The following is a 22,610-nucleotide window of genomic DNA, read 5'->3' on the forward strand; positions in this document are numbered from 1 at the left end:
CGTGCTGATCCTCCGCTAAGGAAAATTGAGTTCAATCATGTTAGCATGTGGCTTATATGTCCGGCGCGGGAATGCACAAGCCGACTGTGAACGGAGACCGTCGATGAACACCATAACCGCTGCGCGCCACGGCGCGCTGAAGCCGCTGGACCCGATCTGGCAGTCGGTGCGCGACGAAGCTGCCGACGCGGTGGCGCGCGACCCGCTGCTTGCGGCATTCCTCTATGCGACGATCCTCAACCAGGACACGCTGGAGGAGGCGGTGATCCACCGCCTGGCCGAGCGGCTGGCGCACCAGGACCTCGGCGCCGACCTGCTGCGCCAGACCTTCTATGCCATGCTCGAGGACAGGCAGGAGTGGAGCGACATCATCCGCACCGACATCCAGGCCTATTACGACCGCGACCCCGCCTGCGACCGCTACCTGATGCCAGTGCTCTATTTCAAGGGCTTCCACGCCATCCAGACGCACCGGCTGGCGCACTGGCTCTGGAACCGCGGCCGCAAGGATTTCGCGCTCTACCTGCAGAGCCGCTCGTCGTCGGTGTTCCAGACCGATATCAACCCGGCCGCACGCATGGGCAAGGGCATCTTCATCGACCATGCGACGGGGCTCGTCGTCGGCGAGACGGCCGTCATCGAGGACGACGTGTCGATCCTGCACGGGGTGACGCTGGGCGGCACCGGCAAGGCCGGCGGCGACCGCCACCCCAAGGTGCGCTACGGCGTGCTGATCGGCGCCGGCGCCAAGATCCTCGGCAACATCGAGATCGGCCATTGCGCCAAGATCGCTGCCGGTTCGGTGGTGCTGTCGCCCGTGCCGCACAACAAGACGGTTGCCGGCGTGCCCGCGCGCGTTGTCGGCGAGACCGGCTGCGACCGTCCGTCGAGCCAGATGGACCAGTTGCTGCCGTCGCAGAGCATGGACCACGTCGTCACCTTCGACATCTGATGATCGCCGGCGCGTCCTGGCTGCGCAGAACACGTGAATTGCGCGGCCGGGGCGGCTCCTTGCCTTTACATCGTCATGCCGGGCGTGCCAGAAGCGCCTCTCTCAAACTACAAGCCGGAGAAGCCAGTTGAAGCCGGAAGAAATCCGAAAGCTCGACGCTTATTTCAAGCGCCAGTTCCAGAACCCGAACCTCCAGGTCAAGGCTCGCCCGCGCAAGGACGATTCGGCCGAGGTCTATATCGGCGACGAATTCCTCGGCATCGTTTTCAAGGACGAGGACGACGGCGACTACAATTTCTCGATGGCGATCCTCGACGTCGACCTGGGCTGATCGAAGGCCGCGCGACCTGTCGCGCGGCAGTCACCTGGCGACGAGCATCGCGTTCGCTGTCGCCAGCACCGCAGCATCGAGCGCGCGCCATTCACCCAGCAGTTCCCGCGGGAACCTGTAGGTCAGGCTGAGATCCTTGCCGACGAACACGTCGCGCTCGCAAGGCGCAAGCGATTCCTCGGCGGCAGCGCCGCCGAGGCAGCGGGCCACGAAGGCAGGCTCACCCGGGCGGGCCGCGACCGCCAGCACCTCGTTGAGATAGCCGGACGTTCCCGAGAAGCCGAACAGCGTCATGCCGTCCGGGCCCGGTACGCCGGGCTTGACGGTGAGGGCGTCGTAGATCGGCCCAAGCCGTCCGCTCATGTCGCGAGCCATCATGCGCGGCTCGAAGCCGACGAAGATGATGCGCTTGCGGCCACCCGCATTGTTGAAGGCATTGCGGGCGGCAGTGCTGTAGCCGTCCATCTCGGGCCAGCGCAGATAGAGGTCGAGCCGGCTCGCCGGGCCATCGCGGCGTGCCTTGTCGAAGCGGATCATGTTGGCCGGGGCGGCGATCGCCTCGCCGCCGACCAGGACGGTGCGCATCGTCGTATCGTCGCTGTGGCCCCCCATCTCGATCGCGTGGCCGTACCAGCGGCCGGCGGCGCTGATCGCCAGCGACAGCAGCGCCAGCACCGCAAGCGCGCAGAAGATCTTCATCATCGGCGCGGAATCGACGACCTCGAAATCCGGGTCGTTCATCGCCTGCTGGTTCATCGATGTCTCCAGGATCGGCTGCCTGCGCCTGCCGGCCGATCGGCCGATGCAGGGCTTGCGCCTGCGAACGCGCGCTGCGGAGGCGGCCTAATATCGCACCGACATTGCGCCGGCATGGTTAAGCGGCGGTTAATGCGTCCGGCGCTTGCCATGCGGACCCGTGCTCCATAGTTTGCGCCCGGATAATCGCAAGGGATTTCAAGATGCCGCTTTATGCACTAGATGGAACCGAGCCGAGGTTCGAGGATCGCGACAGCAACTGGATCGCGCCGGACGCGTCGGTGGTGGGCGACGTCAGGATCGGCCGCGATGTCGGTGTCTGGTTCGGCGCGGCGATCCGCGGCGACCGCGAGCCGATCACCATCGGGGCGCGCAGCAATATCCAGGAACACACGGTGATGCACACGGATCCGGGCTATCCGCTGACCATCGGCGAGGGATGCACCGTGGGCCATCGCGCCATCCTGCATGGCTGCACGGTGGGCGACAACAGCCTGATCGGCATGGGCGCCATCGTGCTCAACGGCGCGAAGATCGGCAGGAACTGCCTGGTGGGTGCGGGCGCGCTGGTGACCGAGGGCAAGGAATTCCCCGACAATTCGCTGATCGTCGGCTCGCCCGCCAAGGTGATGCGCAAGCTCGACGATGCCGCAGCCGATCGGCTGCGCAAGTCGGCGGCGGACTATGTCGCCAACCAGAAGCGCTTCAAGGCCGGGCTGAAGAAGGTGGCCGACTGACCGGCGGGTAAAAAGAACGGAGCCGGCCCTGGATGGGGGCCGGCTCCTGAACCCGGTCGTTGGGGACGGGGAGGGTGGGGACGCGACCGGGTTTTCCCGGGAGTTGTCTAGCGAACCGACGCGACGGAGTCGGCGCGGCCGTCGTTGATGCCGATCCAGACGCCGGAGTTCCGCTCCGACTGACGCTTGAGATAGGTATAGACGGTCTCGTCCCAGGCCATGATGCGCGGGTCGAGATTGTCGAGGATGTACTCGCCCATGCTGGTGCGGACGGTCAGCACCGCATGGCCCTCGCCATTGGGCTGGCGCGCGACCGTCAGCAGCAGGTCGCCCGCCGGAACGCCGAGGTCCATCAGCTTGCGGCGCTTTTCCAGCGCGTAGTCCTCGCAGTCGCCGGCGCTGGCGGGATAGGACCAGACCTCTTCCTTGCCCCACATTTCCATGTCGGTGCGCGGCGCGACCGCGGTGTTGACCTCGTTGTTGATGTCGACCATCGCCTGCCAGAGCGTGCGGGTCAGTTCCACCGGCGCGCGGACATCGGTCTTCTGGCTGCACTCGTCCGGAAGCCGCTTGCACAATTCGTAGTGCCCGACCGGCTGGGTCGTGCGGCCGTTGGTCTGCATGACCGACGGCACGGCCAGCGCGGTGCCGACAGCGCCGGCCTGGAGTGTGGCGGCCAGAAGAACCAGCCATCCCTGTCGCTTGTTCATGTGATTGTCTCCCCGTTTGAGAAGACAATGACAGGTGCGGATTTATTTCACGCAAAGCGACGAAGTAGATGTTGAGTAAAAACAAAACAGGAGTTTCTGAAATCAAGAATATAATAAGAATAAATTTTGAGGAGAATTTGATTGGAATTTTATCGAAATGGCACGATGCGCCATGCGTTTCCTGGCTCGTTTCGGCACGGCAGGATGGGGCTGTGCCGAAATGGGGCAGGGGCCGGTGTGCGGGGCGCGGGCGGCCGAAGACGCCTTTGGGTGGGCTGTAGCGGTTTCGGGATGTGGCTGGCCGGTGCTGGACGAGATGTCGCAGGAGCGAGCGGATCGGCCTGGCGTCGGCCGGAGCATGGCCCCTTAATCCGGGACCGGTTTTCGAAAGAAACGAGCTTCGTCGGGACAACGGAGATCCATTCCGATCCAGTCGGAATGGAACAGGTTCTAGGTACGCGGCCTGTTGAATTCGGAGTCGAGCGTCTCGGGCCGCTGGACGACGGCGAATTCGATGGCGACGCCATCCTGGAAGTGACGCACGACCTGGCCGCGCATGGTGCCCAGCATGACCTGGACGCCGATGGCCGGCTTGACCTCGATCTCGATGGCAGCGCCCGACAGCGACAGGTCGATGATACGGCACGGATACTGCCGGCCGTCGGTGAGCTGCAGGACGCTGACCGGGTTGCGCGGCGCGACGCGTTCGTGGCGCCGGTCTTCGGGCAGGTCGAGCTCGTGCTTGTTGGCAAGCCAGGTGAGCTGCGCAGCCAGCTTGTCGCGCTTGCGCTCGGAAGCGATGACCGTCATCGCGAAGCCGTCCGGCAGGCGGCGCGTGACGACGCCTTCGACGCGGCCGATATGGTCGATATAGGCGATGACCTTCTCGCCCGGAGCGCCGGAGTGATCGGTGCGGAAGGCGACGTCGCCGGGAGACATGTCGATGACCTGTCCGGCATGCTCGCTGCGATCCTCGAGCATGAACCGGCCGTAAATCTTGACGCGGACGCGCTGGAAGTTGCGCCGTTCCGCTCGTGACGGCGCGTAATCGATCGCCGCTGGCCTCATTTTGCCCTCTTTGCCGCAAACTCCCATGGACCGTGAGCGGCAGGGAGCCATCGCCACAAGCTAGCGCCAAAGAGGTTAATAAAGCGCGTAGCGGCTACCCCTGCGTAAGCCGGTTCCGCCTATTCCTCGCGTCCGCCTTCGAGCACGAAAAGGTGGCGGATGCGGCGCGCCCCGTCGAGCGGGTTCGGCTCGCCCTCGAGCGTCGCGTCGCTGGGCGCCAGCGAGGGCACGGTCACTGCGGGGCGGTTCTTCAGATACATCGGCTCGACGTTCGGATCGACGACGCGCACGCTCTCGATCGAGGCGTCCGTGATCGGGTCGGAGCCCAGCCAGAAGGGGCGGTCGGCGCTCGACAGGACGCCCAGGCTGCGCGGGTTCTCGACGCCGCCGTCGAGCGGCAGGAGCAGCATCTCGAAGGTCGCGCAGCGCCGGCTTGCGGTGAAGCCCTCGAAGCCGATCACGACCACCGATTTCTGCTGGAACACGCCGTAGGCAAGGCGCGCGATCAGGCGCTGGTCCTTCTGCCGCCACAGCGACGGGAACGAGAATCCCTTGAGTTCGCGCCCGAAGGTGGCGCACAGCCGCGTGCCCGCGAGCCGGAATACGGCCTCGCCGCGGGCATCGCGTTCGAGGATGAAGGTGTCGGCCAGAAGGCCCTTGATGTCGGCAGGCTCGACTTCCGTGCGTTTGGGTGCGGGCCGGCCGTCGCGAAGGCGGTTCCAATACTGGAACAGTGCCAGCGATCCTTTCTGTTTCATCTTGCTCCGCTCCGAGCGATCCTGTTCGGGATGTGCCATCGCTGGACAGAATCGCTTCATTCTTGAGGACTACATGAGCGGTGGAGCAGGACCCGTGCCAGTCACAGTAACAGTTGTTAACGGCTGGGGGACGTTAAGGTTAACAAGTGGTTTACGTTGCCGCGCCGGGCGCCGCGTGGCAGGCTTCGGTCACTCCATGATGTTGGCCGCCCGGCGGCCGGCAGCACTTCAGTCAAAGGTTTGGGGGCGGGCAAGGGGGCTCGACCAGCCGTTCAGGGGAAACCCTGGACGGCTTCTTTTTTTGCGCTTTGGCCGGCGGTCGCGTAGATGGGGCGGATGACCGAGACGGACCCGAGCAGAATGAGCGAGCCAGCCAACCCGATCGAGAACGAAGCGCCGGCGGCGGAGCCGAACCGGCGCGAGCCGGTCTTCAACATGCCCGGCATCGTGATCGCCATCATCGCTGCCTGCGTCGCCATCCAGCTGCTGCGCGACTACGTGCTCACGCCCGACCAGGACTTCCGGCTGCTGGTGCGCGCGGCCTTCATCCCGATCCGCTACTCCGGGCAGTTCGACCTGGACGTCTACGCCTTCACCAGCCCGCTGACCTACGCGTTCCTGCATGGCGGCTACGCCCACCTGATCATCAACATGGTCTGGCTCGCCGTCTTCGGCTCGCCGCTGGCCAACCGGCTGGGGGCGCTGCGCTTCTCGCTGTTCTTCGCGGTGACCGCGCTGGCCGCGGTTATGCTGCACTACGTTCTGCATCCGCTCGACAATGCCCCGCTGGTCGGCGCATCCGGTGCGATCTCGGGCATGATGGGCGCCGCCGCCCGCTTCAATTTCCGCATCGACCGCGCGCAGGGGCAGCCCGCCTTCGCCGGCGCCGTGCTGCCCATCGGCGAGGTGCTCCGATCGCGCATGGCGATGACCTTCCTCGGCGTCTGGATGGTCATCAACCTGATCACCGGTCTCGTCGGTTTTGCGCCCGGCGTCGAAAACCAGATCGCCTGGGAAGCCCATATCGGCGGCTTCCTGGCCGGCTTCTTCGGCGTCCGTCTCTTCGACCGCAGGCCCGCCTAGCGCCGCGCTGCGCACTTGAAATGCGGCCTGATGCAGCGCACCATGCAATCGGCCGCAATGGCCACTGGAAGTGCATGCGCAGACCGCTACGGAAGGAGGTCCCGATGACTGTGAAGGCAATCCTGGACAAGAAGGGCCATGACGTGTTCACCGTCGGCCCCAACGTTCCGCTGTCGGAGGCCGCGCGCATGCTTGCAGAGCACCGGATCGGTGCGCTGGTCGTCACCAATGGCGACCGCAAGATCGTCGGCATTCTCTCCGAGCGCGACGTGGTGCGCGTGGTCGGCAAGGAAGGCGCTTCGGCGCTCGACAGGACCGTGCGCGAAGTGATGACCCCCAAGGTCAAGATCTGCAACGAGAGCCACACCGTGAACCAGGTCATGGAGATCATGACCAACGGCCGCTTCCGCCATCTGCCGGTCGAGCGCGACGGCTATCTCCACGGCATCGTCTCCATCGGCGACGTGGTCAAGCGCCGCATCGAGGACGTCGAGCGCGAGGCCGAGGAGATCAAGGCCTACATCGCCACCGCCTGAGGCTGGCGCGGTGCCGCCGGCCGGGAGACCCGACCGGCGGTGTTTCGCGGTCACCTGTTGTCGAGTTCGGAGCGGACGAGTTCGAGCCCGCGCCGGGTGATGCGATAGGGGCCGCCATTGGACGAGGCGACCGCCTTCTTGCGCTTCAGTTTCCTGAACAGTTCGAGGTCGAAGCCCGGATAGCGCCAGCCGTCGCGGGTGAGGCAGATCACCGCCTCGACCTTCCTGTGTTCGTTCTTCTCGATTTCGATGCGCCCGCCCTGGGCGAGCATGTGGAGGATGCGCTGCTCCGTGCGCGAAATGTCCATGCTTGGAGATGTCCCGGAAAACCTGGCTGAAACAGCCAATGAAAAATGCCGCCGCCGCGAAGCTTCGCGGCACGGGGTTTCAGGTTTTCACGCCCCGCCTTCCTCGGAAGGTCGGGGCCTCAGCGGGACTCAGACGAGTTGAACATCCACTCTCCATAGGACGATGGCGATATAGGCGCGGCTGTCGCGAAATGCCAGAGTGGCGCGGCGATGCCCCGCATTTCGAACGGGAAAGGTTGCAACACGGCAACGATTGATCTAGCGAAACCACAAGGTTTGTCGGCCGACACGAGCCGACACAACAGACAAGCGATTCCGGATCACCATGACCATCATCGACACCCGCACGCCCGATCCCAAGCGACTGATCCCCGGCGCCACCGGCGACTGGGAAGTCATCATCGGCCTCGAGGTTCATGCCCAGGTGACTTCGGAGGCGAAGCTGTTCTCGGGTGCCTCGACGGCGTTCGGCGCCGAGCCCAATGCCAATGTCAGCCTCGTCGACGCGGCGATGCCCGGCATGCTGCCCGTCATCAACGAGGAATGCGTGCGCCAGGCGATCCGCACGGGCCTCGGGCTGAAGGCGCAGATCAACCTGAAGTCGGTGTTCGACCGCAAGAACTACTTCTATCCCGACCTGCCGCAGGGCTACCAGATCTCGCAGTTCAAGCAGCCGATCGTCGGCGAAGGCACGATCACCATTTCGGTCGGCCCCGACCGCAAGGGCGAGTTCGAGGACATCGACATCGGCATCGAGCGCCTGCATCTCGAACAGGACGCCGGCAAGTCGATCCACGACCAGCACCCGACCATGTCCTATGTCGACCTCAACCGGTCGGGCGTGGCGCTGATGGAGATCGTCTCCAAGCCGGACATGCGCTCGGCCGACGAGGCCAAGGCCTACGTCACCAAGCTGCGCACCATCGTGCGCTACCTCGGCACCTGCGACGGCAACATGGACGAAGGCTCGATGCGCGCCGACGTCAACGTCTCGGTGCGCCGTCCTGGCGGTGAGTTCGGCACGCGCTGCGAGATCAAGAACGTCAACTCGATCCGCTTCGTCGGCCAGGCCATCGAATACGAGGCGCGGCGCCAGATCGCCATCCTCGAGGACGGCGGCAAGATCGACCAGGAGACGCGGCTGTTCGACCCGAACAAGGGCGAGACGCGTTCGATGCGCTCCAAGGAAGAGGCGCACGACTACCGCTACTTCCCCGATCCGGACCTCCTGCCGCTCGAATTCGACCAGGCCTATGTCGATGCGCTCGCCAAGGATCTCGTCGAACTGCCCGACGACAAGAAGGAAAGGCTGGTCAAGGCGCTCGGCCTGTCGGTCTACGACGCCTCGATCCTGGTGTCGGAAAAGGCGATCGCCGACTATTTCGAGAAGGTGGCTTCCGGACGCGACGGCAAGCTCGCTGCCAACTGGGTCATCAACGACCTGCTCGGCGCGCTCAACAAGGCCGGCAGGGACATCGAGGAAGCTCCGGTGTCGCCCGACCAGCTCGGCGCCATCATCGACCTCATCAAGGAAGGCACGATCTCCGGCAAGATCGCCAAGGACCTGTTCGAGATCGTCTGGAACGAGGGCGGCGACCCGAAGGAACTGGTCGAGAGCCGCGGCATGAAGCAGGTGACCGACACCGGCGCCATCGAGAAGGCCGTCGACGACGTCATCGCCGCCAATCCCGACAAGGCCGAGCAGGCGCGCGCCAAGCCGACCATGGCCGGCTGGTTCGTCGGCCAGGTGATGAAGGCCACCGGCGGCAAGGCCAACCCGCAGGCGGTCAACGACCTGGTCAAGGCCAAGCTCGGTATCGAGGAGTAAGGCGGATGTTCGTCCGCACGGCGAGCGAACGCGACCTTGAGACGATCAAGGTGCTGCTCGCCGACACCTGGCACGCGGCCTACGATGCCATCTACGGCGCCGAGCGGGTGGACGAGATCACGGCCGAGTGGCATTCGCTCGCCGCGCTCAAGGCGCGGCTGACGCGGCCGAACTCGGAATTCCTGGTCGCCGACGACGGCAAACGGATCGCCGGTACGGCCTTCGCCGCCGCGACCAGCGACGGCAAGACCGTCGTGCTCCATCAACTCGACGTGCGGCCCGGCAACCAGCGGGCGGGCGTCGGCCGCCTGCTGCTCGACGAGGTCGAGCAGTGCTTCCCGGAAGCGCGCACCCTGCGCCTCGAGGTCGAGAAGTCGAACGCCGGGGCGATTGCCTTCTACCGGGCCAGCGGCTTCGCGCAGGTCGGGGAGACGGCCGATGGCGGCGCGGAACAGTCCGGCATTCCGGCGCTCATCTTCGAGAAGCGGCTGGGCTGAAGCCTTGCAGGCAATCCCAGCTTGCGAACGGCGTGTTTTCTGCTTGCGCTAGCGCAAACGGCGCCTCAGACCGGTAGCCCGCCGTCAATCTGCCGCCAGTCAGCGCGTCAAGTTCAGGTCTTCCGGACCTCGACATTGTCGATGAGGCGCGTCTTGCCGAGCCGTGCCGCCACCAGCACGCGGCCTTCGGCCCCGCGCCTCCAGGGCGCGAGCGTCAGGCTCTCGCGCGCCTCGACATAGTCGACGACGTCGAAGCCGGCATCGAGGATCTCCTGCCGCGCCATTGCCATCGTCGCCGTCCCGTCGGCGCCGTCCTCAAGTGCTGCCGCCGCCTTGCGCAACGCCTTGTTGAGCTTGCGCGCGATCTCCAGCTCGGCCGGGCTGAGATAGGCATTGCGCGACGACATGGCGAGGCCCTCGGCGTCGCGGATCGTCGGCGAACCGACGATCTCGACCGGCAGATTCAGGTCGAGGCAGAGTTTCCTGACGACGCAGAGTTGCTGGTAGTCCTTCTCGCCGAAGACGGCGAGGTCGGGCGCGGCCTGGACGAACAGCTTGGCGACCACCGTCGCCACGCCGTCGAAGAAGGCGGGACGGAAGTCGGTTTCGAGCCCGGCCGACGGGCCGCCGACGGAAATCGTCGTGGCGAAGCCCTCGGGATAGACCTCGTCGACGCTCGGGGTGAAGGCGAGGTGGACGCCGGCCCGGTGCAGCTTGTCGAGGTCGAGCGCCAGCTGGCGCGGATATTTGTCGAGGTCCTCGGTCGGCGCGAACTGGCGCGGATTGACGAAGATCGAGACGACGCAGCGGTCGGCGCGTTGCAGTGCGGCGCGCATCAAGGAGACGTGCCCCTCGTGCAGGGCGCCCATCGTCGGCACCAGCGCGACCTTGAGCCCGGCGGCTCGCCATGCGTTGACCTGTGCGCGCAGGGCGGAGACGGTTTCGACGACCTCGGTCATGCCTTGTCCTTGTCGGGGGTGAACAGATGCTCCGGCGCGGGGAATGCGCCGCTGCGGACGTCATTGGCGTAGGCTGCGGCCGCATCCGCGACGATGTCGCGCAGATGGGCGTATTGCTTGACGAATTTTGGCACGCGGTCGACGGTGAGCCCGATCGCGTCGTCGATGACGAGGATCTGGCCGTCGCATTTCGGGCTGGCGCCGATGCCGATCGTCGGGATCGCGAGCATGGCGGACAAAGCGGCCGCGACCGGCTCCATGGTGCCCTCGATCACCACCGAGAAGGCGCCCGCCGCCTCGACCGCGCGGGCGTCGGCATGGAGTTGCACGATGTTCTCGTCGGACCGGCCCTTGATCTTGTAGCCGCCTTCCTTCTCGACCGATTGCGGCAACAGCCCGATATGGCCCATGACCGGGATGCCGGCGGCGACGATGGCCGCGATCTGCGGCGCCATCGTCACGCCGCCTTCGAGCTTGACTGCGTCGCAGCCGGTCTCGTCCACGATGCGCCGGGCGGAGGCGACGGCGTTCTCGACCGAGTCTTCGTAGGAGCCGGCGGGCATGTCGACGACGACGCAGGCGTTGCTCGAGCCCCGCATCACCGCCTGCCCGTGGGCGACCATCATGTCCATGGTGGCGCCGAGCGTGGTCTCGTGCCCGTGCAGCACCATCGCGACGCTGTCGCCGACGAGCAAGAGGTCGACATGCGGATCGAGCAGCCGGGCAATGGGGTAGGTGTAGGCGGTGAGGCATACGATCGGCACGCCGCCCTTGCGGCGCAGCAGACCTGCGGGCGTGATGCGGCCGCCTGCGGCTGGCGCGTCAGATGCCATATGTTCCTCCCTCGACGCTGCTGGCCTAGGCCAGCGCGAGAGCCCGATGGGGCCAGAGTTGTTTACGGACCGGCTAATGTTTTTGCAAGTGCGAGATGAAAGCGTGAGCAGTTGCAAAAACATCGTCCGTCAGGACGATCGGCCGGCTGCTTCTTCCGCGGCGATGCGCCGTATGTAGGCGGCGAATTCCGGGTCCTCGCCGGGCAGCAGCTGGGGCAGGGCGGCGCGGAAATCCTCGCGCCGGCACCACTCGCGCATGAAGTCCTCCCACGAGGCCCAGCGGCGCCTGCGCCGTTCGGGCATGCCGGGCTCGTAGGCGACGAGATAGGCGCGCTCGAACAGCGAGATCAGGATGGCGAACATCGCTAGCAGGCGGTCCCGCTGCTCGGGGCTGAGGTCGCTGGTCGCCTGCTGCGACTGGAGCTGCAGGTCGGAATGGTCGAGCGACAGCGTCAGGAAGTTGGTGTAGCCGTCCGAGAGCATCTGGTAGATCTCCTCCTCCTCGTTGATGCGCTCCTTGCGCTGCTCGTAGACGAAGATGAAGATGGCGAGCGGCAGGCCGAAGATGGTCACCAGCATGCTCAGCATTTCCAGGATCTGCATGGAGGGCATTTCGGCTGTCCCCGCGGCGGCAAATGCCGGACAGTAGGTTGTGATTGTCTCCCTGCCAATCGTCGCAGCCGGTGCTAAACCCTTGCGTTCGGGCGAGGGGGACGCCATAAGCGGGAAACATTCGACGCGCCCGCCGCGAGGAACCCGATGAAGAAATTCCTTGTCCAGTTTTTCACCTGGTGGAATGGCCAGACCCTTGGCACGCGCCTCCACACCTGGCGCAAAGGCACCAAGGTCGGCCAGGACGAGTTCGGCAACACCTACTACGAGGGCGGCAAGGACTCCGAAGGCCGCACCCGCCGCTGGGTGATCTACAAGGGCTATTCGGAAGCCTCGATGATTCCGCCCGGCTGGCACGGCTGGATGCACCATCGCGTCGACGTGGCGCCGAGCCAGGACAACTACATCCCGCGCGACTGGCAGAAGCCGCACCAGCCGAACCTCACCGGATCGGCTGCCGCCTACCGCCCGAAGGGATCGGTGCTCGGCACCTCGCACCGGCCGCAGGTGACCGGCGACTACGACGCCTGGACGCCCGGCGCGTAACGCCCGCTTCCGCTGCCCGGACATTTGTCGCCACAATTGGCAGCTAACGGCTTGCCCATCGGGTTGAGGCCACTAGCCTTGGCCAAGGGAATCACCGAGTGGATGTCACTCCGGCGCAACGGCGGTAACGACTGCATGACAAGAACTGGGCGGGCTGCTTCGAACGTACGATCGACGGCGAAGGCCATGCTGGCGGCGGCTGCCCTGTGCGCCAGCCTCGGGCAGGCGATAGCTCAGGACAGCATCGAGAGGCTGCCGCTCGATCCGCAGGTCTTCCCGAGCGAGGAGGAGGTCCCCTTCGAGGGCGACGACCTGCCGGCGCTCGACGACACCCAGCCGGCACAGGGCGAGGCGCCGCAGCAGACCCCGTCGCAGGCCGAAGAAGAGCAGCAGGGCCAGCCGGCGCCCAAGCCGGCGCAGCCGCAGCGCATCAAGAACCCGGTCGCCGAATTCGCCGGCATCGACAAGATCACCGGCCGCATCATCACCTTCGACGTCTATGTCGACGAGACCGTTCAGTTCGGAGCGCTGCAGGTGACGCCGCGCGTCTGCTACTCGCGGCCCGAGAACGAGGAGCCCAAGACGGATTCCTTCGTCGAGGTCGACGAGATCACCCTCGACCGCAAGATCCGCCGCATCTTCACCGGCTGGATGTTCGCCGAGAGCCCCGGTCTCAACGCGGTCGAGCACGCCGTCTACGACGTGTGGCTCAAGGGCTGCAAGCAGAAGTCGGACATTCCTCCGCCGGAAGCCCCCAAGACCAACTAAGCCTCCTGCGGGAACGGCCATCGATGCTCTGCGTTGACCGCAAGGGACGACGCAGACGGAGGATCGAGCCGTGACCCTGGACCGAGATCAGTTGCTGGAGCTCGAACGCAAGTTCTGGACCGGCGATTCCAAGTTCTTCGCCGAGCATGCCGACCGCGAGTGCCTTGTGGCCTTTCCGGACATGGCCGGCGTGATGAGCAATGCCGACCTTGCGGCGACGGCAAGCAAGCCGAACCGCTGGAAGCACCTCGAGATGAAGCTCAAGGGCATTGTCGAGCCCGGCAACGACATCGCCGTCCTGACCTATGAAGCCAGTGCCGAGCGCGACAATGGCGAGCCCTACCGGGCGCTGGTGAGCACCGGCTATGTGAGGCGCCTGCAGGGCTGGAAGATGATGTTCCACGCCCAGACGCCGCTCGGCGCGGAGCCAGGCAAGGGCAAGGGCTAAGAGCCTGCCTTAAGGGGCGAAGGCGGCGTGGCCGGCGATAGCGCCGGCGAGCAGCTTCTCGTAGCGGGCCCGCGGCACGTCGACCGCGCCGAACCGCTTCAGGTGGTCGGTGGTGAACTGGGTGTCGAGCAGCGCGAAGTCGCGCTCGCGCAACCGCTCGACGAGATGCACGAGGCAGACCTTCGAGGCATCCGTCTCGCGCGAGAACATGCTTTCGCCAAAGAAGGCGCGCCCGAGCGACACGCCGTAGAGACCTCCGACGAGCCAGTCGCCATGCCACGCCTCGACCGAGTGGGCGTGGCCGATCTTGTGAAGGCGCGTATAGGCTTCGCGGATGGGGCCGTTGATCCAGGTGGACAGACGTCCGCTGCGCCTTTCGGCGCAGGCGTCGATCGTGGCCTCGAAGTCGCTGTTGACGCGTATCTCGAAACGGCCCTGGCGGATGGTCTTGGCGAGGCTGTGGGGCACGTGGAAGGCGTCGAGCGGAATGACGCCGCGCGTCTCGGGCCTGACCCAGAAGACTTCCGGGTCAGAGGCACTCTCGGCCATGGGAAAGACGCCCGACGCATAGGCCTTCAACAGAAGGTCAGTGGGTATGCTGTAGCCGGGCGCATAGGGTCGGGTCATGAGACCCCCATTCTACTCGCTTTTGGCGAGGTATTTCTCCAGCCAGTGGATGTCGTAATCGCCGTTGGCGATGTCGGGGTTGCCGACGAGATCGCGGAACAGCGGCAACGTCGTGTTGATACCGTCTACCACGAATTCGTCGAGCGCGCGCCTCAGCCGCATCATGCACTCGACGCGGTTGCGGCCGTGCACGATCAGCTTGCCGATGAGGCTGTCGTAGTAGGGCGGGATCCTGTAGCCGGAATAGACGCCCGAATCGACGCGGATGCCGAGGCCGCCGGGCGTGTGGAAATGCGTGATCGTGCCGGGCGACGGCGCAAACGTGCGCGGATCCTCGGCATTGATGCGGCATTCGATGGCATGGCCGTGGAAACGGATGTCGCTCTGCTTGACCGACAAGCCGCCGCCCGAGGCGACGCGGATCTGCTCGTGCACGAGGTCGATGCCGGTGATCGCTTCGGTGATCGTGTGCTCCACCTGCAGGCGGGTGTTCATTTCGATGAAGTAGAATTCGCCGTTCTCGTAGAGGAACTCGATGGTACCGGCGCCGGAATAGCCGAGATTTGCCACCGCATTGGCGCAGATGTCGCCGATGCGCGAGCGCTCCTCGCTGTTGAGGGCGGGCGAATTGGCCTCTTCCCAGACCTTCTGGTGGCGGCGCTGCAGCGAGCAGTCGCGCTCGCCGAGATGCACGCCCTTGCCGGCGCCGTCGCCGAAGATCTGGACTTCGATGTGCCGCGGCTTCTGCAGGTACTTCTCGATGTAGACGGCGTCGTCGCCGAAGGCCGCACCTGCTTCCGAACGGGCGGTGGCGAGCGCGATCTCGAGGTCGGCCTCGCTGTGCGCCACCTTCATGCCGCGGCCGCCGCCGCCGGCGGAGGCCTTGATGATGACCGGATAGCCGATCTCGGCGGAGACGCGCTTGGCTTCCTTCTCGTCGCTGACCGCACCTTCCGAACCGGGGACGACCGGGATGCCGAGGCGCTTTGCGGTGCGCTTGGCCTCGATCTTGTCGCCCATGATGCGGATATGGTCGCCCGAGGGGCCGATGAAGGTGATGTTGTGGGCGGCCAGGATGTCGGCGAACTTGGCGTTCTCCGACAGGAAGCCGTAGCCCGGATGGACGGCATCGGCGCCCGTGATCTCGCAGGCCGCGACGATCTGGTGGATGTTGAGATAGCTGTCGCGCGACGGCGGCGGGCCGATGCAGACGCTTTCGTCGGCAAGGCGCACATGCATGGCGTCGGCGTCGGCGGTGGAGTGCACGGCAACCGTCTGGATGCCGAGCTCCTTGGCCGCGCGCAGCACTCTGAGGGCGATTTCGCCGCGATTGGCGATCAGGATTTTCTGGAACATTGCGCGCAGCCTTCCGGCTTACTCGACGATGACGAGCGGCATGCCGTATTCGACAGGCTGCGCGTCTTCGATCAGGATCGCAGTGACGGTCCCGGCGCGCGGGGCAGGGATCTGGTTCATCGTCTTCATGGCTTCGATGATGAGCAGCGTCTGGCCTTCCTTGACCTTGGCGCCGATCTCGATGAACGGCTTGGCATCGGGCGACGGCGCCAGATAGGCGGTGCCGACCATCGGCGAGGGCACCGCGTTCTTGGAGTTGTCGGCGGCCGGCGCTGCGATCGCCGCCACGGGGGTGGAGTTCACCGGGGCCGGCGCCGCAACGTGCACGGGTGCCGCGGCAGCGACGGCGTGAACGGCCTGGGACTGGCGCGAGACGCGCACCTTGAGATCGCCGAGTTCGACTTCGATCTCGGTCAGATTGGTGTCGTTCAGGATTCCTGCAAGGTCGCGGACGAGCTGCTGGTCAACACCACCGGTCTTCTTCGTCGACATGTTCAAGCCTTTTTCTCTTTCTGTTTCCGGTCAGAGCCGGGCGGCCAGCGCCTGAAGCGCCAGCGTGTATCCGAGCGGCCCGAAGCCGCAGACCATGCCCACGGCCACCGGCGCCACCATCGATTTGTGGCGGAACGGCTCGCGGGCGTGGATGTTGGAAAGGTGCACCTCGGCGACCGGCAGGGGGGCGACTGCCCGGATGGCGTCCTGCAGCGCGATCGAGGTGTGGGTGTAGGCGCCTGCGTTGAGCACGATTCCGGCGGCTTTCTCGCCGGCCTCGTGGATCCAGTCGACCAGTACGCCCTCGTGGTTGGACTGGCGGAAATCGATCGCAATACCGAGCGCCGCGCCGGCTGCCATGCAGTCGGCCTCGATGTCGGCCAGCGTCTTGCCGCCATAGATGCCGGGCTCGCGTTTGCCCAGCATGTTGAGGTTCGGACCGTTGAGGACGAAAACCGTTTTCAATTTATAGACCCTTCCGCCCGCCAGATCCTCTCTGGCGCGGCGGACCCTCTATAATCGGCATAAGCCGCCGCGAAAAGAGCGCAAGCGACTTCTTGCGCTGTCCACAGCGGCGGCTGTAGCGGGCGCTCAGCAGGTGGCGTCTTCCTTGCAGGCCCTGGCGGCCACGATCTTCTCGGTCAGCACGTCCTTGCCGAGGGCGCCGAAGACCACCTCGTTGCCGACGACGTAGGAAGGCGTGCCGCTGATCGACAGCTTGTTGGCGAGATCGTAGGTCTTGTTGAAGGCGTCGATGATGGCGGGGTCCTTCATGCCCTCGCGCAGCTTCGCCTCGTCGGCGCCGAGCTCCAGCGCGACCTTGATGGCGCGTTCCTCGCCGGCACGGCCTTCGCCGCCCAGGAGCTTGTCGTGGTACTCCAGATACTTCTCCGGCATCAGCTTGAGGAAGGCCATCGACACGACATGGGCCTTCTGCGAATCCGGCCCGAGGATCGGGAATTCCTTGAGCACGAAGCGGAGGTCGGGGTTCTCCTGCATCAGCGCGTGCATGTCGGCGCGGGCGCGTTTGCAGTAGGCGCAGTTGTAGTCGTAGAACTCGACGATCGTGATCTTGCCGTTGGGATTGCCGACGACGCCGTCGGACGGCGAATTGAAGATCTCTTCCTTGTACTGCTTGATGGTCTCGATGGCGGCGGTACGCTGCGCCTCCTTCTGCTTGACCTCCAGCGCATTCTGCATGTCGAGCAGGATTTCGGGATTGTCGAGCAGATATTCGCGCACGATCTTCTCGACTTCCTTGCGGTCGAGCTGCGCGTTCTGGGCGTGCGCGGCGTTCGGCTGGGCCAGTGCACCCAGCGCCAGCATCGCGAATGCGACGGCGATGCCCGTCGTCCCTAGAAGGATTGCCTTTTTCATGATCTCAGTCTCCAGCCCTTTCGGCTTTGTCGCCGCCCCGTGCAAAAGGTTCACTTCTTCTTGCCCGGCTGTTTGTAGTTGATGATGTCCTGCGCCCGCACCCAGCCCGGCGAGCCGCGCTGCAGCTTCTGCTGCGCGCGCATGGCGAAGATCTTGGCGTCCTGATAGGCGCCGCTGTAGTAGTGCCCGTCGGCGGTCGCAAGATCCGCGTCCGCCACGTCGCCGAGCATGCCGTAGGCCTGGGCCAGGTAGCGGTAGCCCGAAGCGTTCTCGCGATCGCGGTCGAGGCCCTTGCGAATTTCGGAGACCGCCTTCTTGAGCGCATCGGGCGTGCCGATCGCGAGATAGGCCTGGCCGAGCTGGATGGGCAGGATGCCCGACTTGGCCGGATCGAGCCGGGCCGCAGTGGCATAGGCTTCCGCCGCCGCTGCGGGCTTGTTCGACTTCATCAGGACGTCGCCGCGCAACTCGTGGAAATAGGCGTTCTTCGGCTGCGACTTGATCAGCGCATCGACCTTGGAAAGCGCCGAGCGCAGGTCGCCGAAGAGATAGGTCGCCTGGGCGTCGCCGTAGCTGACCGCGAGGCTGTCGGTACTGCCGCGCAACAGCCGCGAGGCGGCCGCCTGGCCCTGGGTATAGACGGCGATCTTGACCCGCATCATGTCGTGGCGTTGCTGCAGCGCGGCGGGGTCGGCCTTGTCGAAATAGGGGCTTTCGCGCGCCAGCGTTTCGAGATTGGCGATGCGCTCGCGTGGCATCGGGTGGCTGACCCGGTAGGGGTCGACCCGCGCGCCGGACAAGGACAGCGCGTTCTGGAAGCGCTGGAAGGTCTTCAGCATGCCCTGGGCGGACTGGCCGGTGGCGTTGAGATAGGTGAGGGCCGAGCGGTCGGCGGTCGTTTCCTCGGAACGCTGGTAGCCGAGCAGGCTGCGCCGTGCCATCTCCGATCCGCCGGAGACGATGCCGGCGCCCGCGGCACCCAGGCCGCTGGTGTCGGTGGCAGCACCCGCGACCATCGCGCCGGCGCCCAGCAGGGCGGCGACGATCGCCATGGTCTGGGCGCGTTCCAGCTGGTCGCGCAGGCGCTCCTGGTGGCCGCCGGCGATGTGGCCGGCCTCGTGGGCCAGCACGCCGATGATCTCGTTCGGCGTCTCGGCCGTCATCAGTGCGCCGGTGTTGATGAAGATGCGCCGGCCGGCGACGAAGGCATTGAATGCCGGGTCGTTGACGAGCACGATGTTGATGCCGGAATTGCCGAGGCCGGCAGCCTTGAGTATGGGCCGGGCGTACTCGCGCACGAGCGCTTCGATCTCGGCGTCGCGGACGATCGGCACGCGCTGCGCCAGCGCAGCGCCCGTCGAACTCAGCGCGAGCCCCCCCGCCAGCGCAAGGCCGGTGAAGGCGCGCGCCGTTCTTGCGAGGAAACGCGAAAGACTACCGTGGCTGTGCATTGCGGGAAACACTCGTAGACGAGCCCTCGGGCGATGAAAAGGCAGGTTCGAAAATCTCATCAACTTGTGATCCCCATACCAATCGGGCAATTGTGCGGCGTGTTGCCAGCGTGGCGGCAAGGGAAGCGAACGAAGAAGATGGTTGTTGCTATATCACGGCGCGGCGAAGTCGAGCCATTCCATGCGATGGACATACTCGCCGAAGCCAACAGGCTCAAGGCGCTCGGCACTCCGGTGGTGTCGATGGCGGTGGGCCAGCCCTCCGACCCGGCGCCGCAAAGGGTGCGCGATGCGGCTGCGGCGGCGCTCAAGCTGGGGCGCATCGGCTACACGGACGCGCTCGGGCTCGCCGGGCTGCGCCGGGCGATCGCCGCCCACTATGCCGATCACTATGGCGTCGAGGTGCCTGATTCGCGCATCGCGGTGACCACCGGCTCCTCGGCCGCCTTCAACCTGGCCTTCCTCGCCATGTTCGACGCCGGCGACAGGGTGGCGATCGCCGCGCCCGGATACCCGGCCTACCGCAACATCATGGGCGCGCTCGGGCTCGACGTGGTCGAGATCGAACTGGACGGCGCGGCCTACCTGCATGCCGATCACCTGAGGCAGGCGCACGCGAAAAAGCCGCTGAAGGGCGTGCTCTTCGCGAGCCCCGCCAATCCGACCGGGGCGGTGGTGCCGCCGGGCGAGCTCAGGGCGCTTGTCGACGCCGCGCGCGAGCTTGGCATCGCGGTGATCTCCGACGAGATCTACCACCGCCTCGCCTATGGCGCGCCGGACGTGACCGCGCTCGCCTTTGACCAGGACGTGACGGTCATCAATTCCTTCTCCAAATATTACTGCATGACCGGCTGGCGCATCGGCTGGATGGTGCTGCCGGAGCGGCTGGTGCGGCCGGTCGAGCGCATCGCCCAGTCGCTCTACATCTCCGCGCCGGAGCTGTCGCAGGTAGCGGCCATCGAGGCGTTCAACGCCACCGAAGAACTGGAGGCGGTCAAGGCGCGCTATGCCTGGAACCGCGAACTCCTGGAGGTGCGGCTGCCGGCGCTGGGGTTCAGTTTCGCCGCGCCGATGGACGGCGCCTTCTATGCGTTCTGCGATGTCTCGCGGCTGACCAACGACAGCATGGAATTCGCGCGCCGCATGCTTGCCGAGGCGCATGTGGCGGCAACGCCAGGGCGCGACTTCGACACGCTCGCCGGCCACCGCTATATGCGCTTCTCCTATGCCGGAAGCCATGACGACATGGTCGAGGCGATGGACCGGCTGGAGCGCTGGCTGCGGTGACCTCGAACGCTGGCTGCGCCTACAGCTAGTTCGTGCTTGAGATTGCTGTTGTGGCGTTGGTCCCAAACAACCGAGCAAGCGACGCCACCCCCAGGATGGACAATGCGACCACGCCGATGAGGCCCGGTGAGGGCGCCGTGCCGAGAAGGCTGACGGTTGCTATCCCGCCTGCGCGGGCGGCGACGATGTCGATGCTCGAGGCCATTCCCTTTGACTGCGGCGGTGCCAGTCGCAGCATCAGCACGGTCGTCGGCACATTGTTCAATGCCATCCCGGCGCCAAGGATAATCGCCCCGGCAAACAGCGTGATGGTGGCAGGGTTCAGCAAAAACAAGGCGATCGCGATGAAGTCCAGCGCGACACCGAGTACGAGGTAGGCAAGCAGGTGCCGGTCGTCGTTCAGCCTGCGAACGACGCCGCTTCCGGCCGCAAAGGCGAGCCAGAGCGTGGAAAGCGCGGTACCCAGAGCAAGATGAGAAATGCCGATGTCCACCGCCTGCAGCGGCACCACATACAGAAAATAGGTGGTGAGACCGTAGACGCAGAAGACATGGGCGGCCAGCATCCAGAAGGCGGTGCTTCGCGGCAGTTTCCTGGGCTCGTGTTCTCGCGTCGTTCGGGGCAGCCAACGTGCGCAAACCAGGGCGGAAAGGGCAATTCCGGGAATCGCCAAGGCGGCAGCACGCCAGCCGAATGAATCCGACAGCATGGTGAAGGTCAGGGGGGCTGCGGCGGCGACAAGGCCGCTGAGGATGGCCCAACTGGAAAGGATCTTGCTGTCCGTGCTCTTGGAGCCCGCTATGAGCAGGACTGGTACCATCGGCGAGAAGAGCCCTCCGCCAGCCCCTTGCAGCAGGCGCGCGACGAGCAGCATGCCGAGCGTCGTCGCGAAGAAGAAGCCTACGCCCCCCAGTATGAAGAGGGTCATACCAAGCACAAAGACGAGCCGGGCGCTGAACCGGTCGCCGATCCATCCCCCGGCGAGGATAGCGATTGCAACGACGGCGCTATAGACGGAATAGATCCAGACGACCCGGTCGGGATCGGTGCCCGACGAGGCGGCAAAACTTGCGAGAATGATCGAAAACCCCGATATCTCGACGATGTAAGCAGCGTTTCCAAGTATCGGGGATGCAAGCGCAAGTCGCGGGCGCAGTGCAGCCGGACGCGTCTGATGGGTTTCGCCAGATAGCGTCATTTTCGCTTGCGGGAGCGTTTTGCGTAATCGCCCGTGACGCGCTTTTCGCCGACCCGTTCGACGATGGTCTTGTGATAGTCGTCCCAATCGCTGTCGAGGAATTGCTCCAATCCGCCAACAACCTCAACGGGCGTCTTGCCGACCAGATCGGCGGTCGACCTGTGAACGGGTTGCACCATGAACAACGGGTAGTCGACCTTGAAGTCGACGGGCACGTCTGTCTTGGTAAGTCTGATGTTGGTGAAGAGGGGACCAAACCACCGGTCCGTTTCGATGATCCCTTCAAATCCCTGGAAATTCTGCGTTCTCGGTAGGTTCGCGGGAGGCCTCACCAGGAGGCTCCAGTCTTCAGAGGTTCTGGCTGCGAGCCCGCTCCAAATCTGAACGACACCCGGATGGCTTACTGCACCCAGAAACTGTGGAGAATATCCCCGGACCCTCTCCGGGCTGAGCTTGTCGAAAAGCAAGCGGAAGTTCGGGAACTGGGCACCGTCGAGATTGTACCAGGCGTCGGCACCCTTGAACGTCCAGCGGGTGGTGGCGCCGTCCCACACAAGACTGAAGTCGATGGGCGGGAAAATGTACCAGCCGACAGACGAAGCCAAACGCATCGGTTCGCAATAGCGAAAAGCCCGCATCGGCATGGTTCCGCCAGCGGAATGATCTCCGGCCACGGGCGTGGGGGCCGAGGGGACCATGCGGTAGAACTTGATCGAGAAGTTGCCCGGAACGCTATCGGCCATTGGCTGAACGGAGATTGCCGTGAAATGTCCAAGCGTGATGGGATGTCCCATCACGCTTGTTACCGACTATTGATGCTCAACCAACCAGGACGCTACGGCTGCTGGCGGCATCGGCATCGCTAGTTGGGCTGAAACAACGGGGATTTGTTGGCGATGATCACGCGACCATCGTCGGCAATCGCATGGCAGCTTTCCGGCGCACTGCCGAACAGCGGACTCTTGTTGGCGATTTGAACGTCGCCGGCGTCCCTGATCGACGCCGGGACTTCATACGCTGTCGGGAAAAGGGGGCTCTTGTTGGCAATCTGTACTTTTGAACTGTCAGCTATGTCGAATGTCATTTTGGTCC

The 22,610-nt window shown here is 65.1% G+C and carries 28 protein-coding genes; 11 read left to right on the forward strand and 17 right to left on the reverse strand.

All coding sequences use genetic code 11. The annotated features are described in order from the left end of the window. Positions 1-103: 103 nt before the first annotated feature. The gene (gene cysE, locus PV773_RS12205) at positions 104-952 is read left to right on the forward strand and encodes a serine O-acetyltransferase (RefSeq protein WP_340037503.1); all 849 of its coding nucleotides are present in this window, start codon (positions 104-106) and stop codon (positions 950-952) included. A gap of 127 nt (positions 953-1,079) precedes the next feature. Next, positions 1,080-1,283 carry a DUF3126 family protein gene (locus PV773_RS12210; protein ID WP_067961526.1) on the forward strand — a complete coding sequence of 68 codons (204 nt, stop codon included), beginning with the start codon at positions 1,080-1,082 and terminating at the stop codon, positions 1,281-1,283. Between the two features lie 30 nt (positions 1,284-1,313). Here PV773_RS12210 and PV773_RS12215 read toward each other — a convergent pair whose 3' ends face one another. Beyond that, positions 1,314-2,039 carry a hypothetical protein gene (locus tag PV773_RS12215; RefSeq protein WP_347966594.1) on the reverse strand — a complete coding sequence of 242 codons (726 nt, stop codon included), beginning with the start codon at positions 2,037-2,039 and terminating at the stop codon, positions 1,314-1,316. 203 nt (positions 2,040-2,242) lie between these two features. On the opposite strand from PV773_RS12215, the gene PV773_RS12220 reads away from it, so the two are divergent. Further along, entirely contained in the window at positions 2,243-2,776 is a 534-nt protein-coding gene (locus PV773_RS12220) for a gamma carbonic anhydrase family protein (protein ID WP_347966595.1), read from the forward strand. Between the two features lie 107 nt (positions 2,777-2,883). Here the strand turns inward: PV773_RS12220 and PV773_RS12225 are convergent, their stop codons facing one another. From PV773_RS12225 to PV773_RS12235, 3 genes are all read right to left on the reverse strand, one after another. Further along, the gene (locus PV773_RS12225) at positions 2,884-3,486 is read right to left on the reverse strand and encodes a transglutaminase-like cysteine peptidase (protein ID WP_347966596.1); all 603 of its coding nucleotides are present in this window, start codon (positions 3,484-3,486) and stop codon (positions 2,884-2,886) included. A 450-nt stretch (positions 3,487-3,936) separates the two neighbouring features. Next, positions 3,937-4,554: a PilZ domain-containing protein gene (locus tag PV773_RS12230; protein WP_347966597.1), complete on the reverse strand. Its 618-nt coding sequence runs from the start codon at positions 4,552-4,554 to the stop codon at positions 3,937-3,939. Between the two features lie 119 nt (positions 4,555-4,673). Beyond that, positions 4,674-5,312, reverse strand: a complete 639-nt coding sequence (locus tag PV773_RS12235) for a PAS domain-containing protein (RefSeq protein WP_347966598.1) — start codon at positions 5,310-5,312, stop codon at positions 4,674-4,676. A 360-nt stretch (positions 5,313-5,672) separates the two neighbouring features. Between PV773_RS12235 and PV773_RS12240 the strand changes: the two genes are divergently transcribed. Further along, entirely contained in the window at positions 5,673-6,395 is a 723-nt protein-coding gene (locus PV773_RS12240; RefSeq protein ID WP_347966599.1) for a rhomboid family intramembrane serine protease, read from the forward strand. Positions 6,396-6,499: 104 nt separating this feature from the next. After that, complete coding sequence (locus tag PV773_RS12245; protein ID WP_347966600.1) at positions 6,500-6,931, forward strand: CBS domain-containing protein; 432 nt, start codon at positions 6,500-6,502, stop codon at positions 6,929-6,931. 50 nt (positions 6,932-6,981) lie between these two features. On the opposite strand, the gene PV773_RS12250 is transcribed toward PV773_RS12245, so the two are convergent. Next, the gene (locus tag PV773_RS12250; RefSeq protein ID WP_347966601.1) at positions 6,982-7,239 is read right to left on the reverse strand and encodes a YjhX family toxin; all 258 of its coding nucleotides are present in this window, start codon (positions 7,237-7,239) and stop codon (positions 6,982-6,984) included. A 325-nt stretch (positions 7,240-7,564) separates the two neighbouring features. Between PV773_RS12250 and gatB the strand changes: the two genes are divergently transcribed. Next, positions 7,565-9,067 (forward strand): Asp-tRNA(Asn)/Glu-tRNA(Gln) amidotransferase subunit GatB, encoded by a 1,503-nt coding sequence (gatB, locus tag PV773_RS12255; protein ID WP_347966602.1) that lies wholly within the window; start codon positions 7,565-7,567, stop codon positions 9,065-9,067. 5 nt (positions 9,068-9,072) lie between these two features. Then, positions 9,073-9,564 (forward strand): GNAT family N-acetyltransferase, encoded by a 492-nt coding sequence (locus PV773_RS12260; RefSeq protein ID WP_347966603.1) that lies wholly within the window; start codon positions 9,073-9,075, stop codon positions 9,562-9,564. A gap of 113 nt (positions 9,565-9,677) precedes the next feature. On the opposite strand, the gene panC is transcribed toward PV773_RS12260, so the two are convergent. The 3 genes from panC to PV773_RS12275 form a co-directional block, all read right to left on the reverse strand. Then, on the reverse strand, positions 9,678-10,523 hold the full coding sequence (panC, locus tag PV773_RS12265; RefSeq protein ID WP_347966604.1) for a pantoate--beta-alanine ligase: 846 nt from the start codon (positions 10,521-10,523) through the stop codon (positions 9,678-9,680). Continuing rightward, on the reverse strand, positions 10,520-11,356 hold the full coding sequence (panB, locus tag PV773_RS12270; RefSeq protein WP_347966605.1) for a 3-methyl-2-oxobutanoate hydroxymethyltransferase: 837 nt from the start codon (positions 11,354-11,356) through the stop codon (positions 10,520-10,522). The genes panC and panB overlap by 4 nt, the downstream gene beginning before the upstream one ends. Positions 11,357-11,485: 129 nt before the next feature. Continuing rightward, on the reverse strand, positions 11,486-11,968 hold the full coding sequence (locus tag PV773_RS12275; RefSeq protein WP_347966606.1) for a hypothetical protein: 483 nt from the start codon (positions 11,966-11,968) through the stop codon (positions 11,486-11,488). Between the two features lie 147 nt (positions 11,969-12,115). Here PV773_RS12275 and PV773_RS12280 point away from each other — a divergent pair, with 147 nt between their 5' ends. The 3 genes from PV773_RS12280 to PV773_RS12290 all read left to right on the forward strand — a co-directional run bounded on the left by PV773_RS12280 (position 12,116) and on the right by PV773_RS12290 (position 13,730). Beyond that, a complete protein-coding gene (locus PV773_RS12280; RefSeq protein WP_347966607.1) occupies positions 12,116-12,514 on the forward strand; it encodes an NADH:ubiquinone oxidoreductase subunit NDUFA12 in 399 nt (132 codons plus the stop codon). A gap of 186 nt (positions 12,515-12,700) precedes the next feature. Continuing rightward, the gene (locus PV773_RS12285; protein ID WP_347966608.1) at positions 12,701-13,282 is read left to right on the forward strand and encodes a DUF2155 domain-containing protein; all 582 of its coding nucleotides are present in this window, start codon (positions 12,701-12,703) and stop codon (positions 13,280-13,282) included. Between the two features lie 70 nt (positions 13,283-13,352). Then, the gene (locus PV773_RS12290) at positions 13,353-13,730 is read left to right on the forward strand and encodes a hypothetical protein (protein ID WP_347966609.1); all 378 of its coding nucleotides are present in this window, start codon (positions 13,353-13,355) and stop codon (positions 13,728-13,730) included. A 9-nt stretch (positions 13,731-13,739) separates the two neighbouring features. Here the strand turns inward: PV773_RS12290 and aat are convergent, their stop codons facing one another. From aat to PV773_RS12320, 6 genes are all read right to left on the reverse strand, one after another. Then, positions 13,740-14,357, reverse strand: coding sequence for a leucyl/phenylalanyl-tRNA--protein transferase (gene aat, locus PV773_RS12295; RefSeq protein ID WP_347966610.1), 618 nt, complete (start codon positions 14,355-14,357; stop codon positions 13,740-13,742). A 12-nt stretch (positions 14,358-14,369) separates the two neighbouring features. After that, the gene (accC, locus tag PV773_RS12300) at positions 14,370-15,713 is read right to left on the reverse strand and encodes an acetyl-CoA carboxylase biotin carboxylase subunit (RefSeq protein ID WP_347966611.1); all 1,344 of its coding nucleotides are present in this window, start codon (positions 15,711-15,713) and stop codon (positions 14,370-14,372) included. A gap of 18 nt (positions 15,714-15,731) precedes the next feature. Continuing rightward, positions 15,732-16,205, reverse strand: a complete 474-nt coding sequence (gene accB, locus PV773_RS12305; protein WP_347966708.1) for an acetyl-CoA carboxylase biotin carboxyl carrier protein — start codon at positions 16,203-16,205, stop codon at positions 15,732-15,734. Between the two features lie 30 nt (positions 16,206-16,235). Further along, entirely contained in the window at positions 16,236-16,670 is a 435-nt protein-coding gene (gene aroQ / locus PV773_RS12310; RefSeq protein WP_347966612.1) for a type II 3-dehydroquinate dehydratase, read from the reverse strand. 126 nt (positions 16,671-16,796) lie between these two features. Continuing rightward, on the reverse strand, positions 16,797-17,582 hold the full coding sequence (locus PV773_RS12315) for a DsbA family protein (protein WP_347966613.1): 786 nt from the start codon (positions 17,580-17,582) through the stop codon (positions 16,797-16,799). A gap of 50 nt (positions 17,583-17,632) precedes the next feature. Continuing rightward, on the reverse strand, positions 17,633-19,033 hold the full coding sequence (locus tag PV773_RS12320; protein ID WP_347966614.1) for a M48 family metalloprotease: 1,401 nt from the start codon (positions 19,031-19,033) through the stop codon (positions 17,633-17,635). Between the two features lie 138 nt (positions 19,034-19,171). On the opposite strand from PV773_RS12320, the gene PV773_RS12325 reads away from it, so the two are divergent. Continuing rightward, complete coding sequence (locus tag PV773_RS12325) at positions 19,172-20,320, forward strand: aminotransferase class I/II-fold pyridoxal phosphate-dependent enzyme (protein WP_347966615.1); 1,149 nt, start codon at positions 19,172-19,174, stop codon at positions 20,318-20,320. A 25-nt stretch (positions 20,321-20,345) separates the two neighbouring features. On the opposite strand, the gene PV773_RS12330 is transcribed toward PV773_RS12325, so the two are convergent. From PV773_RS12330 to PV773_RS12340, 3 genes are all read right to left on the reverse strand, one after another. Next, a complete protein-coding gene (locus tag PV773_RS12330; RefSeq protein ID WP_347966616.1) occupies positions 20,346-21,518 on the reverse strand; it encodes an MFS transporter in 1,173 nt (390 codons plus the stop codon). Continuing rightward, positions 21,515-22,312 carry a DUF6065 family protein gene (locus PV773_RS12335; protein ID WP_347966617.1) on the reverse strand — a complete coding sequence of 266 codons (798 nt, stop codon included), beginning with the start codon at positions 22,310-22,312 and terminating at the stop codon, positions 21,515-21,517. Before PV773_RS12335 ends, PV773_RS12330 begins: the two co-directional genes overlap by 4 nt. Positions 22,313-22,380: 68 nt before the next feature. Next, entirely contained in the window at positions 22,381-22,602 is a 222-nt protein-coding gene (locus PV773_RS12340) for a hypothetical protein (protein WP_347966618.1), read from the reverse strand. Positions 22,603-22,610: the final 8 nt, after the last annotated feature.

The sequence above is a fragment of the Mesorhizobium sp. CC13 genome (assembly GCF_039907765.1).
Classification (GTDB): Bacteria; Pseudomonadota; Alphaproteobacteria; order Rhizobiales; family Rhizobiaceae; genus Aminobacter.